This window comes from Lelliottia jeotgali, assembly GCF_977070485.1.
In genome coordinates, this window is sequence record NZ_CDRVFO010000010.1 from 196,271 (window position 1) to 210,818 (window position 14,548).

Below are 14,548 nucleotides of genomic sequence, written 5' to 3' on the forward strand. Positions count from 1 at the left end.
CCTCGAGCAATGCACACTCCTCCGCTATCAAGCGCACAGGCAGCCATCGATGCTTTCCAGGACGCCATACTCGGCAAGCGCCTGCCGCTCTGGTTGCGTCAGGCACCTACCGAGCAATTGCCAGCAATCAGCAAGGCATTGGCAAACAGCCTTCGCAGCCGTGAGCAGGTAGATGCGCTGCTGCGCGGCATCGAAGGCATCGACAGTTTCGTAGCATCGAAACTGGAAGAGGCCCTTGGCGAGCGTTACGGGCTTGACTGCAACTCGCGCTCGCTCAAGTTTGTGGAGGGCCATCGAGAACCTGTGATCAACAGTCAGCCGGTAGGCGCTCACCTCACCGAAGTGGTGTATGAAGAAAAGCCGCTGCTTGAGGTGGTATTGCGCAACTTCACTGCCGAACAGGCCCGGGCAGGTGGCCAGCCTCCCGGCAACCGACTGCTGGTCCCGTGCCAGGGGAGGGCTACAGAGCCCACGAGCATCGAGCTTGCCGCACTGTGCCGTGAACTGGACCTGGGTGAACGGTATCAACGTTATCTGGATGCCATTTTAAAACCTGAGGGTGATACCAGGCGTGTGGAATCTCAGCTTGTGGATGCCAGCCGCTACGCCATGCTGGTGGATGCCTACAAAGCCAGGCAGGAGGGAAAACTGGATGACAGCGAGCTCCAGTGGGTGGTGGCAGTGTGCACAGATGGAAAGCTGCTGCGCCTGGGGGGCGATCTTGTGCAGGCCAGGCAGCTGAGGTTGCTGGGTTGCCACATCCAGCAGGTGGTGGTGTTCGATGTGATTGACCAGGGCGTCTTGTTCGACACAACGCGCCGTGTCCTGCTCTATGTGCCAGGGGATCCTGTAGCGCCGTGGAGCACGTTCGAGAGCCTCGACAAACTGAACCGTGAGCTGGGGCGTCGCCTGCGAGACAAAACCTATCAGCGGTTTTTCAGCCGCTTGGTGCTGCGACGTGACAGCCAGGCGTTTTTCACGCAGGTCACGGCGCTCTTCGATGATCTGGCGGACTGGGCTTTTCGCGATCTCGATCCGCGCTTGCACGCGTACCCGCAACCGTTGTTCAACAGCCTGGCACAGGCATGTATCCGCCAGATCAAGGAAGATGCAGCGTTGATCGCGGTGCCTGTAGCACGGCTTGATCGTGCGGTTCAACGCGAGCATGACCAGCGCCTGGCGGCCGAAGGATGGACGCTGCTCAACCTGGCCAGTTTCTTTGTGCCGGGCCTTGGCCTGGCGCTGCTTGCCGTGACGGCCTGGGAGCTGTTGGGGGAGGTCTACCATGGCTTCGAGGCCTGGCACGAAGGGGATCGCCAAGAGGCGCTCGACCATTTGACCCATGTTGCCACCGACCTTGCCGTGCTTGCGACCACCGCAGTGGGGGTTGGCGTGGCCCGACGGCTCTGGGCCCGTTCCATGCGGGTCGACGCCATGGTGCCGGCTCGGCTGGATGACGGCACCGTCAAACTCTGGCAACAAGACTTGGCCCCGTTTCAAACCCAGGCCCCCGTTGCAGCCGCAAGCCCGGACGCCCTGGGCATCCGGCGCCTGGATGGGCGGGCCTGGATCGAAATGGACGGGCATCACTATCGCGTGACCGAGGCGGCCGGCGACGGTCAATGGCGCCTGCGCCCCGTCGACGGCCATGGTCCGATGCTACGTCACAATGGTGCAGGCGCCTGGCGGTTATGGAATGATCAACCGGCCCTGTGGCGCAATACCTACCGTATGTTCCGTCGCCTGGGCGAACCATTCAGCAGGCTGGATGACGAAGGGATCGATCTGGTTCTCCTGTTTCATGGCCTTGATGGCGACGACGTGCGTGGCTTGCATGTATATGCCCAGGCACCAAGCCCAGAAATGCTCGACAGCGTGCAGCGAGCCGGGCTCGATCAGCGTATTCGCAGCCTGGTTGGCTGTTTGCGCAGCGGCGAGCTGGTTGCAGATACGGCAGCACTTGATCATGCACGGGGGTTGCCCGGCGCGAGAGGGTTGTCAGATCAGGCGCTGGCTGAGCTGGTACGGATTCAGCGCCGAACATTGCTGCAGCGCTTGTACGAAGCGCTGCAGCCCGGCGACAGTCCTGGCAGCGCTGCGCTGCGCCGGATCTTCCCCGGGCTGCACGCACGTGCCGCACGTGCGCTGGTACACGCCGCCAGCGGCGTTGATCGCCGGCGTCTGCTGTCCAGTGGCAGAGTTGCGCTGGGTTTGGCGGAAGCGGCAAGGACCAGCCTGCTGGCTATCCGTCAGGCTCGGGTATTGGAAGCCTTTTACCTCGATACGCCGCAGAATGCAGACTTGGCAAGGGTAGCTCTGGGCCTGTTGCGGTATCTGCCTGGGCGCCAACACGGTGTGCGCTGGCGTTTGCATGAAGGTTACCTGGGCGGGCCGTTGTTGACGCGGACCGAACAAGGGCTGCGTACGTTTGACTTGCTGCACACGAACGGCACGTTCCAGTTGCTTGATGACCAAGGCACGGCGATCGGTGAGGCGGGGGAGTTGTTCGACGTCATGGCGCCGGCCTATACCCAAGAGCAGCGTGAGGCGATGGGGATCGGCGACCCGTTTTCGCATAACCTCAGGGTGATGCTGGGGCGTGAAGCGGTCCGGCGTCGTGATGAGATGAGTCGTCTGCTCGGTGCGGTACGCCCGGGTGCTGTTCGAACGCCCATACGCCTGGCCGATGGGCGATTAGGTTACCCGCTAGGTGGCGGTGGAGTGAGTGGCTTCGCGTCAAGAGGCAGTGCCCTGAGGGCGGCGCTGCGGGATCTCTTTCCTTGGTTGAGTGATGAGCAGATCGAGACTTTCGCCGCTGATGCTCGGCGCTCAGGGCACCAACTTGAACGGGAACTGACCGACCTTCGCAATGAACTCATGGCTCTTCGCAACACACTGGATACATGGGTTGCACAGGAACAGGGCGATGCCAGGGAAGATCGGGATACCTTGCGCGAGACGTTACTCAGTAGCTGGAGTCGATCGGTTGGTGTGGGGGAACTGCAAATCGAGGCGCAACAGAACCTGCATGTCATGTTCTGCAACTTCAGGGCGGGCAGACTGCCCAACATACCCGCGCAGGTCAGCTTCAGAGGCGTTACCAACCTTTCGCTACTGCACCTGGATCTTCTGGAGGTGCCCAGCAGCTTCCTGCTGGCTTTCCCTAACCTGCGAACCCTCGATCTGGGGGGTAACCTGCTGACGTGCCTACCGCGCCCGTTGCTGCAGATAACGCAACTACGGCACCTCAGTCTGCCCAACAACCGGATCCGTCTGAACCTGGCGCAATCCGCCACACTGGCCAGTTGTACGAGCCTGCAATCCCTCGACCTGTCCCACAACCCGCTGGGGCGTCGATTTACGCTGGCCGGTTTGACCGAACTGCGTTGGCTGAACCTGCGCGACACACAGATAACGCAATTCCCACCGGGCCTGTTCGACCGCGCTCAGCTGATATCCGTGGACTTGAGGGAGAACCGGATCAGGCAGATTCCAGAGCATTTCTACCAGTTGCCCGTGCAGCGTAGGCGCAGGATCCGCCTGAGTGCGAACCCCTTGGGCGAGGCCCAGACGCTTCGCTTGCAAGCCTCGTTGAGGAGCGACATTCCTGCAATGGACGACGAGCAGGTTCTTCTGCGGCTGAATTACGCTCGTGAAGTATGGGGGGATGCGGTGGCCCCGGAGCATCGCGGCTTGATACTTGCGGCCTGGGACTCGCTGGATGGAGAGCAAGACACTGAACGTTTTTTCCGTGTCCTGCGCCAGCTGTTGCTGTCCGAGGATTTTCGTGTCGATGCACGTGCCATGGGCAATCGGGTGATGGCGGTACTGCAGGCGATGGCCATGACGCCGGAACTGAGGGAGAACCTGCTGTCCGTGGCCAATGATGAGTGGGGGTGCCAGGATGGTGCAACCTGGTGCTTGAGCAACCTCGAGCTGAACCTGCTGGTTTGGCAAGTTGAACATGCCGCTCCCGGGAAAAGCGAGCGTGCCTTGCTGAGCCTGGGCCGGCGTTTATGGCGCCAGGACAAAGTCGACCGGTTTGCTGCCAGTTGGGCACTCCAGCATGGCAGGGAACAGGAAGGGAGCGAAGTGGGGTTGGCCTTCAGGGTCGGGCTAAGGGAGCGGCTTGACCTGCCCGTGCAGGTGGGAGGTATGAGCTTCCATGCTATTTCAGGCGTTTTGGACGCGGACCTGGCAGAGGCAGAAGCTGCGGTGCGGGGTTCGGAAAACCCAAGCGAGATTGCCAGGTCGATGGTCGACCGCGAATTCTGGCAGGCGCACCTCGAGCGTACCCACCCTGACCGATTCGCTGCGGTCGATCTGCCGTTCAGGCGCCAGCTTGAAACGCTGCTTGACGATGAAGCGCTCACCGAGGGAGCAAAGCTGGAACAGGCGGATGGCATTCGTGATGCGCAGCGCGCTGCACGCAGGGGGCTGATGCTGGACATGACAATTCGGGCCATGGAAGTGGGGCCAGAAGAATCAGGGATCCATGTGCGTTGACGGCATTCAGGGTAAGGGCTTGCCGGGTCCTGTCCAAAGCGGCTTTGGGCTATGCTCAGTCAAGGTGACGGTGGTTGGCGCCAGCGCCGTTGCTTTGGCTTCAGGAAGCTCGGAAATCGACGGTTACTTTTCCCCAGCCCGTTCTTGCGTGAAGTGGTTTAGGCTCCCTGTCGGATTTTTCTCCGTGATCTGTAGTCATTGGTTTATCGAGACAATAAGGAGATACGCATGCTCGTCCGGTCACTGACCCTCGCTACCCTGCTTGCTGTTACCGGCCCCCTGTTTGCCGCAGACAGTGATGCGCCTTTAGCCAAGGAACTGGGCAAGGCCAGGCCATTGGTGGTTATCGCCCCGAGCAGTGCCGACCCCACCTTGCGCGGGCTGAACAAGGCACTTGAGGACCCGGCTACCCAGGCAGCCTTCAAGGAACGCAACCTTGTGCTGTACAGCGTCGCCAACATGATGGGCAAGCGAGAGGACAAGAACCTTGAGCAGCAGACCACCATGGCCCTGATTCGTGAACTGAAACTGGGCGCGAGCAAGGGTACCAAGGTAATCCTGGTGGGCAAGGACGGCGAGCGGCACATGCTCAAGGACGACGAGACTGGCGAGCCCATCGATCCGCAGGTGATTTTCAAGGCGGTCGATGAACTGCCTGCCAGCGAAAAGGCGGTAGCGGCGCCCGAGCCCGTAGCGGCGGCCCCTGAAGCCAAGGCCAAGGACAGCAAGCCGGCCAAGCCAGCCAAACCGGCGGCCCCGCCCAAACCGCTGGAAGACTGAACTCATATCATGGCCCCAGGGTTGTTTGGGGCCTGAGGTAACCATGATGGCTTCATCGCGATGCCGCGCTGAAGGTGCGCTTTGCGCGCCTGGCGCCGTTTGAGGGGGCTGCAGAGCAGCCCCGGCGATCACTTGCTGAACTGCATTCCAAGCCAATGATCGAGGCTCAATCGCCCGGCCCCTTTCAGCAGCAGTGGCAACAACGCTACCAGGTAGATCAAGGGCAATTTGAAGTTGCCAAAACCTTGGTCAGTAATCGTATATCCCTGGGCGAGCTCAGCCAGGCCCGACCAGTGCGCCGGCCAGTGCACCGCCGCAATTGCCACTACGGTCACCACCATCAGCCCCAATGACGCCAGCCGCGTCCCCAGGCCCAGCAACAGCAGCAACGGCAGTATCAGCTCAGCCCACATCGACAGCTGCCAGTTCAGCTCTGCCGGCAGCTGGTTGAAGGGGAACGGGAAGCTGCCTTGAATGTCGCCGAACCAGTTGCTGGCGTTGAATTTCTCCAGGCCGGATTCAAAAAATTCCCAGGCCAGGAACAGCCGTAACGGCAGGTCGGCGCTCCAGGTTCCGAAGCGATCGAAGGCGGACAGGGTGCGGGTCAAGGTAGTCATTTGCTGTTGTCTCTTCAGGAAAGGGTACGAGCGCTGCGGCGTTGTTGGCGGGCCAGCTTGGCGGTGAGCTTGACGGCGATAGCGCTGAACATCAGGGCGAACGCTAGCGGGTACCAGCCACCCATGGGGATGCGTTTGTAGAACGACAGGCAGAACACGGCCGCCAGCACCCACATGCCGCTGCTGTGCAGGGCCTGCCAGTTGCGACCGCCCAACAGCCGCATGGGGGCTTTGAAGGAGGTGGCGGTGAGCAGTAGCAGGAACAGGTAGCCGACGGTGCCGGGCAGGCTGGACGCGAATGTACGGCCGGCCCAGAACAGCTCGGGAAAATGCTGGGCATAGCGGTAGATCAACAAGCCATGCACGGTGTGGGAGAAAGCGAATGCCAGCCCTATGTAGCGTCGCTCCTGGAGAATGCGACGGCTTGATGTGCCTGGCAGCAACGTCACCAGCGACGACGCCAGAAACGCCAGCAGGAACAGCGCGAAGGAGCTGCGGGCGGTGGCACGGATGGCGCTGCGCAAACCGTCCGGGTCAGGTTGGCTGGCCAGCACCAAGGCGGTCATCGCCAGGGTAAGGGTGGCGAGGGCTGCGAACAGTTTCCAGCCGGAGGGTAAGGCAAGGGCTTTCATCAGGGGGCTCCCGGGGAGTGGTTGTGTGACCGGGAGTGTGTCGGGGTGGGGTATCTGCAGTGTGTCGGGGGAGATGGCGTTGTGTATCGAACTGTAGGTACATCGCTTGCCTGTTGCAGGCGCGACACAAGGCCGCTCCTGCAAAGCGTCGCATTTTTATTTCAGGCCAGTTCGATCTGAGCGCACAAACCGCCACTGTCGCGATTGCTCAGGGTCAGTCGACCACCCATGGCCTGGATCAACTGGTGGGCAATGGCCAGCCCCAGTCCGGTGCCGCCAGTGCTGCGATTGCGTGAACCCTCCACCCGGTAGAACGGCTTGAGCACTTCGTCCAGCTCGTCGCCGGGAATGCCAGGCCCGTTGTCGAGCACCCGGATCACGGTCATGCCACCCTCGCGACACACCTCAAGCTCCGCGGCGCCGGCAAACTTCAGGGCGTTGTCCACCAGGTTCACAAGCACTCGGCGAAGGGCATGGGGGCGGGTTTCCAGCAGGCTGCCAGTGCTGCCATGGCGCTGCACTTGGGCGCCGCTGTCCTGGTAGTCGAACACCAGGCTGTCGAGAAAGGCATCGAGGTTGACCCGGCACGGGGTTTCAGTGCTGGTATCCATGCTGCGGGCGTACGCTACGCCTTCGCGCACCAGGTGCTCCATCTCGCCCAGGTCGCTCCACAGCTTGTCCTTCTCGACCCCTTCGTCCATCACCTCGACACGCAGCTTCATACGTGTGATCGGCGTTTGCAGGTCGTGAGAGATCGCCGCCAGCAACTGCATGCGCTCCTTGAGGTGGGCGGCAATGCGCGCCTGCAGAGCGTTGAAGGCCACAGCGGCGTAGCGCACCTCTCGCGGGCCGCTTTCGTCCAGCTGTACGCCGGGCTTGTCCGGGTCCAGGTTGTCCACTGCGCGGGCCAAGCGGGTCAGAGGGCCTATGGCCAGGTGCACTGCCAACCAGGTGCACAGCAACAATACCGCCAGCTGGATCAGCAAAACCACGGGCAGCCAACGGGCCAACGGGACCGGCGATGGGGTGACGTCGATGGTCAGCGGTGCGCCGTCAGCCAGGTTCAGGTGTGCCTGGAAGTGGGCATTCGGGCCGGGGATATCCAGGAAGGTCAGGCGGTAGTCGCTACCGATGGCCTTGACGATCGAGTCGGCGGCCATGGGCGGGTCGTCGCTTGGCATCGCCGCACCCGTTACGCCAGCGTCCAGCCGATAGCGGTAGGTGCGCCGCTCCAGGCGGGGCAGCCAGGCGGGGCGTTCAGCAGCGGGCAGGCGGTCGAGGATGGCCACCGAAGTGGCGACGTCCTGTTCCAGATTGCTGAGCATCATCGAGCGGCTGCTGATATAGCGCTCATAGGCCTGCAGGCTGAACGACAGCCCGTAGGCCAGCACCAATCCGGTGATGAAGATCAGTGCCAGGCGCGAGGCGAGGGTGCGCGGCCACTTCATGATGGCGACTCGAGCAATTGCACTGGCAGCGAGAACACATAACCTTCACTGCGCACTGTCTTGATGCAGCTGGGTTCGCGCGCGTCGTCGCCCAGGCGCTGACGCAAGCGGCTGACCAGCAGGTCGATGGAGCGATCGAAGATATCGGCCTCGCGGCCCTGGGTCAGGTTGAGCAACTGCTCGCGGCTGAGCACCCGTTGTGGGTGGTCGAGGAACACGCGCAACAGGCGGTATTCTGCGCCACTGAGGGCCACCAGCGTGCCCTCGCGGTCGAGCAGGTGGCGCGCGGTTGTATCCAGACGCCACTGGCCGAAACCGATCAGGCGCCCGCTTTCGCTGATGGTCAGGTTGGGCGGCAACATGCGTGTGCGGCGCAGCACGGCATTGATGCGGGCCAGCAATTCGCGGGCTGAGAATGGCTTGGTCAGGTAATCGTCGGCGCCCATCTCCAGGCCGATGATGCGGTCAGTCTCGTCGTTGCGCGCGGTCAGCATCAGCACAGGCGTATTGCGGTGCTTGCCGGCGCGCAGTTCGCGGCACAGCAGCAGGCCGTCATCGCCCGGCATCATGATGTCGAGGACGATCAGGTCGACGCTGTTGGCTTCGAGGAAGGCGCGCATCTGCCGGCCATCGGCGACGATGCTGGTGCGCAGGCCATTCTTCTTGAGGTAGTTGCCGACCAGTTCGCGGATTTCGCGGTCGTCGTCGACGATCAGGATGTGATCGACATGCTCCATCGGTGGGGTCCTGTGCAAGGGGAATGGGCGCAGTGTACCGAGCAGGTATGAGCTTGCCTGCAGAGGTTTGTATTGCAGTGTATCTGGCCATGCAACAGATACAGCAGGAGGCAGGGCGCAGGGTCAGGCGACACATGCCTGATACCTGGCGAGCGTGAAATGGCTCTCACCGGGGAACACAACGCCCCACCCTCAGAAGATGCACAGGAGAGATGCCATGAACATGAAAACCCTCGCCAGCACCAGCCTGTTCGCCGCGCTCAGCTTCGGCGGCCTGGCTGCCCAGGCATCCACGCCGCCGATGGAGGACGCCAGCGTCATGCAGTACCGCTATGGCGACCGGCTTGATATCCAGAAAGTGCTGTCGGTGAAGGATGACCAGAGTGATGCCTGTGGCCTGGTCAACAGCCGCATGGATTACATCAACTCCCAGGGCCAGCGCCAGAGTGTGCAATACCGCACCTATGCCACGAGCGGTTGCCATGACAACTGAGCGCCGCATGCTGTTGAAAGTGGGCGGTGTGGCCATGGCGCTCTTCGGCCTGGGGCTGGCTGGCCATCTGGCGGCCCGCGACAGTTACGGGGCCATGCCATCGCTGTCCGGGGCCAGTCAGTGGCTCAACTCGCCAGCGCTGGATGCCACGCAACTCAAAGGCAAGGTAGTGCTGGTGGACTTCTGGACGTGGGACTGCATCAACTGCCAGCGCAGCCTGCCACATGTCAACGACTGGGCACGGCGGTACGCCGATCAGGGGCTGGTGGTGGTTGGTGTGCACACGCCGGAGTATGACTACGAGCATGATGTCAGCCAGTTGAAACGCAAGGTGGCCAGCCTGGGGATCGCTTACCCGGTGGCGGTGGACAACGATTATCGGGTTTGGAATACCTGGGGTAATCAGTTCTGGCCAGCGCACTACTTTGTCGATCGCCAGGGCCAAGTGCGGCATGTGCACTTTGGTGAAGGTGACTACGAAGGGCAGGAGAAGGTGATAAAGGCGTTGCTGGATGAAAAAGGCTGAGGTGTTCGCCGTTCCTTTCGCGGGAACCCGCCAAAGGAACGGTACTTGCTCAGATGAAGCTGGCGAAATGCGCCTGCATGCGCTCGGCATTGGCCTGGCGGCCACTGAACAGTTCGAACGCTTTCACCGCCTGGAACACAGCCATGTTGCTGCCATCCAGGGTCCGGCAGCCCAGTGCCCGTGCGGCGCGCAGCAGCTCGGTTTCCAGCGGGAAATAGATGATCTCCGCCACCCACAGCCGGGCATGCAGCAGCTTGACCGGCAGCGGTGTGCCCGGCAGTTTGGCCATGCCGACCGGCGTGGTGTTGACCAGCCCGTCCGCCTCGGCAATCTCAGCCGCCAAGTCTGTGCCCACAATGGCTCGACCTGCGCCGAAGTGGCCGTTGAGGTTGTCGACCAGTGCTTGTGCGCGCGCTGCGTCCACTTCGAACAGCACCAGCCGCTCGACCCCTTCGCCCAGCAACGCATGGGCCACTGCCGAGCCAGCACCGCCGGCACCCATCTGCACCACTTGCCGGCGCGCTACGTCGGGCAGGCCGCGACGCAAGCCCTCGGCGAAGCCCAGGCAGTCAGTGTTATGGCCCACACGCTTGCCGTCCTTGAGGACCACAGTGTTGACCGCACCGATACCCCTGGCCTCATCGGACAGCTCGTCGAGCAGTGGCAGGATCGCCTGCTTGAACGGGTAGGTGATATTGAGCCCGGTGAAGCCCGTGTGCTGGGCGGCTTCGAGCAATTGCGCCAAGGCGCTGTCGTCCAGCTGCAGTTGGTCGGCGTCAATCAAGCGATAGAGGTAGCGTAAGTCCTGCGCATCGCCTTCATGTTCATGCAGGGCAGGGGTGCGCGACAGCTGAATACCACGGCCGATCAGGCCGGCAAGGATGGCCGGCTGAGTCATGCTGCCTGCTCCTGGAACATTTCGGCGAAGTGCGCCAGAGCCATACGGTAGCCGTGGCTACCCAGACCGCAGATAACACCAACCGCGATCGACGAGACGAACGACAGGTGGCGGAACGGCTCGCGCTTGTGCACGTTTGAGAGGTGCACTTCGATCACAGGCAACTCGCTGGCGACCAGCGCGTCGCGGATGGCGACCGAGGTGTGGGTCCAGGCACCTGGGTTGATCACGATACCGGCGCAGCGACCACGGGCAGCGTGGATCCAGTCGATCAGATCGCCTTCGTGATTGGTCTGGCGAAATTCGATTTCCAGGTCGTGGGCCTGCGCGGTGTCTGCGCAGCTCTGAGCCAGGTCAGCAAGGGTTTCACGGCCGTACTGGGCAGGCTCGCGAGTACCCAGCATGTTCAAGTTGGGGCCGTTGAGCACAAGGATAAGGGGCTTCATGGCGGGCATCACTTTGTTGTTGTTGAATGCCCGTATGTTTGTACCACCTGGTTAGTTTCGTCAATTGGGTTAGGTGTCGCATCGTGGAAAGTGGGCGATTATCGGACTCGGAGCAAAGCGTTCTCAGCGCGCGTGCTCTTGAAGGCACCATTTGTTGTGAAAGGGCTGCAATGCAGCCCCACCTCTCAAACCGTGCTGGCGGCCTCGCGACCCACCTCACCCCCGGCTGTTTCCTCATGCAACGATATTCGCGATGTCTCCGGCAAAGCCAACCCACCCACCAGCGCCACCAGCGCGATGACCACCAGGTAGAACGCCGGCGCCAGGCTGCTGCCGGTCTGTCCGATCAGCCAGGTCGCCACCAGCGGTGCGGTGCCGCCAAACAGCGTATAGGCCACGTTGTAGGTAATCGCCGATGCGGTGTAGCGGGTGCGGGTCGGGAAACTCTCCGACAGCAACGCGGCGGTTACCACACCACTGCACAGTGCGCCCACCGCCAACAGGATGACCCCCATCAGCGCGGCCGTCACCGACCCGGAACTGGCCAACCAATAAGCCGGGAATACACACACCATTACCCACAGGCAGGTGAAACCAATGGTCTTGCGCCGCCCGACCCGGTCTGAGAACGCGCCGGCCAGCGGACAACCGATGGCAGCGAACAGCAGGGCCACGGTGGTCACCAGCAGCGACTGGGCGCGGGTCAGGTTGCCGACCATCTGCAGGTAGGTGGCGAAGTAAGTGGTGAACATGTAGAAGGACAACGCTGTAAGCGAGATGAAGGCACCCAGGTTGCGGATGGCCCGGCCATGGTTACGCAACGTGTCCTTGAGTGGCGAATGTTCATGGGTTTTGCCTTGAGCGATGGCCTCGCGAAATGCCGGGGTTTCCTCCATGCGCCAGCGCAGGTACAAGCCCACCAGGCCGAGCGGCGCAGCCACCAGGAACGGTATGCGCCAGCCCCAGGCTGCCATCGCTTCGGCCGACAGGCTTGCCTCAAGGCCGTAGGCGATCACCGCCGCGCAGGCGAAGGCAGAAAAGGTCGAAACGGGCACGAAGCTGCCGTAGAACGCGCGCTTGTTCTGCGGTGCGTGCTCCATGAGGTACGCGCAGGCACCGGCATATTCGCCGCCGGCAGAAAAGCCCTGCAAGCAGCGTGCAAGGGTCAGCAGGGCAGGGGCTGCAAGGCCGATGCTGGCGTAGGTCGGCAGCAGGCCGATCAGTGTGGTGGAGCCGGCCATCAGCAGGATGGTCAGTGACAGGATGCGTTTGCGTCCCAGCCGGTCACCCAGCGCCCCGAACACGATCCCGCCCAGTGGCCGCAAGGCGAAGGCCACGGCGAAAACGGCAAAGGTCTTCAGCAAGGCCACGCTGGCGTCGCCGCTGGCGAAGAACTGACTGGCAATAATCGTTGCGAGAAAGCCATAGACGGCAAAGTCGAACCATTCGACGAAGTTGCCGATGGCGGAGGCGGCGATGACCCGGCGCAGGGTGGCGGGGGATACCTCGTGAGATGCGGACATGTGGAAGCGCTCCGGTTTTCAAAGGCAGCCTGGCGGATTAGTGAAGCGGTCTGGCCGCGTCATCGTTGTTGTTGCAGGCAGTAAACCGGTGCGAGCGACAGGGCGCTTCTTCGAGGACGACGCCCAGATATCTGTTTTGACCGCGTGAGCCCCTTCGTGGCCACGCCGCCGTCAGTGCAGCAATTAGCGGGCGTTACACCGAAAAAACCACCCCGGTTCGCGAAGCCGCGTTGCGAATATGCTCCTGCATCGCCTTCTGCGCCGCCGACTGTGAGCGTCGAGCCAGGGCGCGCAAAATCTTGCGGTGTTCCTGCCAGGTTTCCATCGCCCGTTCCGGGCGGATGAAGGGCAGCTTCTGGCTTTCCAGAAAAATCTCCTGGCTGGCGGTGATCACCTGCAGCATGGCTTGGTTGCCGCAGGCTTGCAGCAACTGCTGGTGAAAGGCGAAATCCAGCCGTGCGGCGGCTTCGAAGCGGCCCGCGCGCAACTCCTGATGCATCGCCTCTACATTCACTTCCAGGCGATCGATGTCGTCCGCAGTCAGTGCCAGTGCCGCCTGCCCAGCGGCGAAACCCTCCAAGGCGTAACGCAGCTGGAAGGTGTCGCTTGCAGAGACCTGTTCGGCATAGGGCCAGGCAAATGCCGAAGGCGTTGGCGCTTGCACGAACACACCCTTGCCCGGCTGCACGCTCACCAACCCTAAAGCGCTGAGGGAGGAGAGCGCTTCTCGCAGAGAGGCTCTGCTGACCCCCAGCTGCTCGGCAAGGTCGCGCTGCGAGGGCAGGGCATCACCGGGCTGATAGCCGCCGTCTTCGATCAATTTGCGGATGCCTTGCAGGGCCTGTTCGGGGACGGCGCGGGGTAGGGTGTCGAGCATGCTGTTCAGACCGGTCGGAGGGCGATGACCTTGGCTTTTTACGGCCATTGTCAGGCGCTTGCAAGCATTGCTCCGCGCTGATGCAGGCAAATGCGGCCTTGCACAAAAGCGGGGCGTGACGGCGGCGGGGCGACTGGGCAGGCAGGCGACTGTTCAGACCAGTAAGACCGTTCAGCGCAGGGCATGCGCACGTAAAGCCAGTGCCAGCATGGACTTTGGCATGGCCCGTGCACTGGCCAGCCAGCACTCTTTTCCCTGGTTATCTGCGAGGCCACACCATGAAGACATTCCGCACCTTGTTCCTGGCCAGCCTGTTCTGCAGCAGCGCCCTCATGCTGCCAACCGCCCAGGCTGATGCCTTGGCCGACATCAGCGCCCGTGGCGTGCTCAAGGTGGCAGTGCCCCAGGACTTCCCACCCTTCGGCTCGGTCGGGCCAGACCTCAAGCCCCGTGGCCTGGACATCGACACTGCACAGCTTTTGGCAGACAAGCTGGGTGTGAAGCTGGCCCTGACCCCGGTAAACAGCACCAACCGCATACCGTTCCTCACCACAGGCAAGGTCGACCTGGTGATTTCCAGCCTGGGCAAGAACCCGGAGCGTGCGGCGGTGATCGATTTCTCCCGCCCTTATGCGCCTTTCTACCTGGCCGTATTCGGCCCGGCCGAGGTGGACATCGCGGGGATCGACGCAGTCGCTGGCAAGACCATCAGCGTCACCCGTGGCTCGATCGAGGACATGGAACTGAGCGCCGTAGCGCCGAAGGGGGCGGTGATCAAGCGCTTTGAAGACAACAACTCGACCATCGCCGCCTACCTCTCTGGCCAGGTCGAACTGATCGCTAGCGGCAGCGTGGTGATGGCCGCCATTGCCCAGAAGAACCCGGCCAAGGTGCCGGTAGTCAAGGTCAAGCTCAAGGACTCGCCTGTCTATGTGGGCCTGGCCAAGAACGAGCCGGCGCTGCTGGACAAAGTCAATGCCACGCTTGAAGCCGCCAAGGCCGACGGTAGCCTTAACCGCAATGCCGAAAAATGGCTGAAGCAGCCGCTGCCGGCCGACCTCTGAG

13 protein-coding genes are annotated in these 14,548 nt (G+C 62.3%); 5 read left to right on the forward strand and 8 right to left on the reverse strand.

Annotated elements, in window-relative coordinates:
* The first annotated feature begins 9 nt into the window (after positions 1-9).
* Entirely contained in the window at positions 10-4,506 is a 4,497-nt protein-coding gene (locus ACW4TB_RS16860) for an NEL-type E3 ubiquitin ligase domain-containing protein (RefSeq protein WP_279928582.1), read from the forward strand.
* 228 nt (positions 4,507-4,734) lie between these two features.
* Positions 4,735-5,286, forward strand: coding sequence for a DUF4174 domain-containing protein (locus ACW4TB_RS16865; protein ID WP_012313801.1), 552 nt, complete (start codon positions 4,735-4,737; stop codon positions 5,284-5,286).
* A gap of 128 nt (positions 5,287-5,414) precedes the next feature.
* Here the strand turns inward: ACW4TB_RS16865 and ACW4TB_RS16870 are convergent, their stop codons facing one another.
* The 4 genes from ACW4TB_RS16870 to ACW4TB_RS16885 all read right to left on the reverse strand — a co-directional run bounded on the left by ACW4TB_RS16870 (position 5,415) and on the right by ACW4TB_RS16885 (position 8,720).
* Entirely contained in the window at positions 5,415-5,903 is a 489-nt protein-coding gene (locus tag ACW4TB_RS16870; protein WP_279928616.1) for an HvfX family Cu-binding RiPP maturation protein, read from the reverse strand.
* A 14-nt stretch (positions 5,904-5,917) separates the two neighbouring features.
* Positions 5,918-6,535 (reverse strand): ferric reductase-like transmembrane domain-containing protein, encoded by a 618-nt coding sequence (locus tag ACW4TB_RS16875; protein WP_279928619.1) that lies wholly within the window; start codon positions 6,533-6,535, stop codon positions 5,918-5,920.
* Positions 6,536-6,696: 161 nt separating this feature from the next.
* A complete protein-coding gene (locus tag ACW4TB_RS16880; RefSeq protein WP_455843027.1) occupies positions 6,697-7,986 on the reverse strand; it encodes a sensor histidine kinase in 1,290 nt (429 codons plus the stop codon).
* Complete coding sequence (locus tag ACW4TB_RS16885) at positions 7,980-8,720, reverse strand: response regulator (protein ID WP_012313805.1); 741 nt, start codon at positions 8,718-8,720, stop codon at positions 7,980-7,982. The genes ACW4TB_RS16880 and ACW4TB_RS16885 overlap by 7 nt, the downstream gene beginning before the upstream one ends.
* 217 nt (positions 8,721-8,937) lie before the next feature.
* On the opposite strand from ACW4TB_RS16885, the gene ACW4TB_RS16890 reads away from it, so the two are divergent.
* A complete protein-coding gene (locus tag ACW4TB_RS16890) occupies positions 8,938-9,213 on the forward strand; it encodes a DUF2790 domain-containing protein (protein WP_042111311.1) in 276 nt (91 codons plus the stop codon).
* Positions 9,203-9,739, forward strand: a complete 537-nt coding sequence (locus ACW4TB_RS16895) for a thioredoxin family protein (protein WP_279928622.1) — start codon at positions 9,203-9,205, stop codon at positions 9,737-9,739. Before ACW4TB_RS16890 ends, ACW4TB_RS16895 begins: the two co-directional genes overlap by 11 nt.
* 49 nt (positions 9,740-9,788) lie before the next feature.
* On the opposite strand, the gene ACW4TB_RS16900 is transcribed toward ACW4TB_RS16895, so the two are convergent.
* From ACW4TB_RS16900 to ACW4TB_RS16915, 4 genes are all read right to left on the reverse strand, one after another.
* Positions 9,789-10,637 carry a shikimate dehydrogenase gene (locus ACW4TB_RS16900; RefSeq protein WP_279928624.1) on the reverse strand — a complete coding sequence of 283 codons (849 nt, stop codon included), beginning with the start codon at positions 10,635-10,637 and terminating at the stop codon, positions 9,789-9,791.
* Complete coding sequence (aroQ, locus tag ACW4TB_RS16905) at positions 10,634-11,083, reverse strand: type II 3-dehydroquinate dehydratase (protein ID WP_042111314.1); 450 nt, start codon at positions 11,081-11,083, stop codon at positions 10,634-10,636. The genes ACW4TB_RS16900 and aroQ overlap by 4 nt, the downstream gene beginning before the upstream one ends.
* A 185-nt stretch (positions 11,084-11,268) precedes the next feature.
* Positions 11,269-12,606, reverse strand: a complete 1,338-nt coding sequence (locus ACW4TB_RS16910; protein ID WP_012313810.1) for an MFS transporter — start codon at positions 12,604-12,606, stop codon at positions 11,269-11,271.
* A 193-nt stretch (positions 12,607-12,799) separates the two neighbouring features.
* A complete protein-coding gene (locus tag ACW4TB_RS16915) occupies positions 12,800-13,483 on the reverse strand; it encodes a FadR/GntR family transcriptional regulator (protein ID WP_012313811.1) in 684 nt (227 codons plus the stop codon).
* A gap of 332 nt (positions 13,484-13,815) precedes the next feature.
* Between ACW4TB_RS16915 and ACW4TB_RS16920 the strand changes: the two genes are divergently transcribed.
* Complete coding sequence (locus ACW4TB_RS16920) at positions 13,816-14,547, forward strand: transporter substrate-binding domain-containing protein (RefSeq protein ID WP_233100437.1); 732 nt, start codon at positions 13,816-13,818, stop codon at positions 14,545-14,547.
* Position 14,548: the final 1 nt, after the last annotated feature.

Excerpts from the sequence above, each read along its gene's own strand:
- ACW4TB_RS16860 (WP_279928582.1), top strand. The coding sequence starts at position 10 with ATGCACACTCCTCCGCTATCAAGCGCACAGGCAGCCATCGATGCTTTC.
- ACW4TB_RS16865 (WP_012313801.1), top strand. The coding sequence starts at position 4,735 with ATGCTCGTCCGGTCACTGACCCTCGCTACCCTGCTTGCTGTTACCGGC.
- ACW4TB_RS16870 (WP_279928616.1), bottom strand. The coding sequence starts at position 5,903 with ATGACTACCTTGACCCGCACCCTGTCCGCCTTCGATCGCTTCGGAACC.
- ACW4TB_RS16875 (WP_279928619.1), bottom strand. The coding sequence starts at position 6,535 with ATGAAAGCCCTTGCCTTACCCTCCGGCTGGAAACTGTTCGCAGCCCTC.
- ACW4TB_RS16885 (WP_012313805.1), bottom strand. The coding sequence starts at position 8,720 with ATGGAGCATGTCGATCACATCCTGATCGTCGACGACGACCGCGAAATC.
- ACW4TB_RS16890 (WP_042111311.1), top strand. The coding sequence starts at position 8,938 with ATGAACATGAAAACCCTCGCCAGCACCAGCCTGTTCGCCGCGCTCAGC.
- ACW4TB_RS16895 (WP_279928622.1), top strand. The coding sequence starts at position 9,203 with ATGACAACTGAGCGCCGCATGCTGTTGAAAGTGGGCGGTGTGGCCATG.
- ACW4TB_RS16900 (WP_279928624.1), bottom strand. The coding sequence starts at position 10,637 with ATGACTCAGCCGGCCATCCTTGCCGGCCTGATCGGCCGTGGTATTCAG.
- aroQ (WP_042111314.1), bottom strand. The coding sequence starts at position 11,083 with ATGAAGCCCCTTATCCTTGTGCTCAACGGCCCCAACTTGAACATGCTG.
- ACW4TB_RS16910 (WP_012313810.1), bottom strand. The coding sequence starts at position 12,606 with ATGTCCGCATCTCACGAGGTATCCCCCGCCACCCTGCGCCGGGTCATC.
- ACW4TB_RS16915 (WP_012313811.1), bottom strand. The coding sequence starts at position 13,483 with ATGCTCGACACCCTACCCCGCGCCGTCCCCGAACAGGCCCTGCAAGGC.
- ACW4TB_RS16920 (WP_233100437.1), top strand. The coding sequence starts at position 13,816 with ATGCTGCCAACCGCCCAGGCTGATGCCTTGGCCGACATCAGCGCCCGT.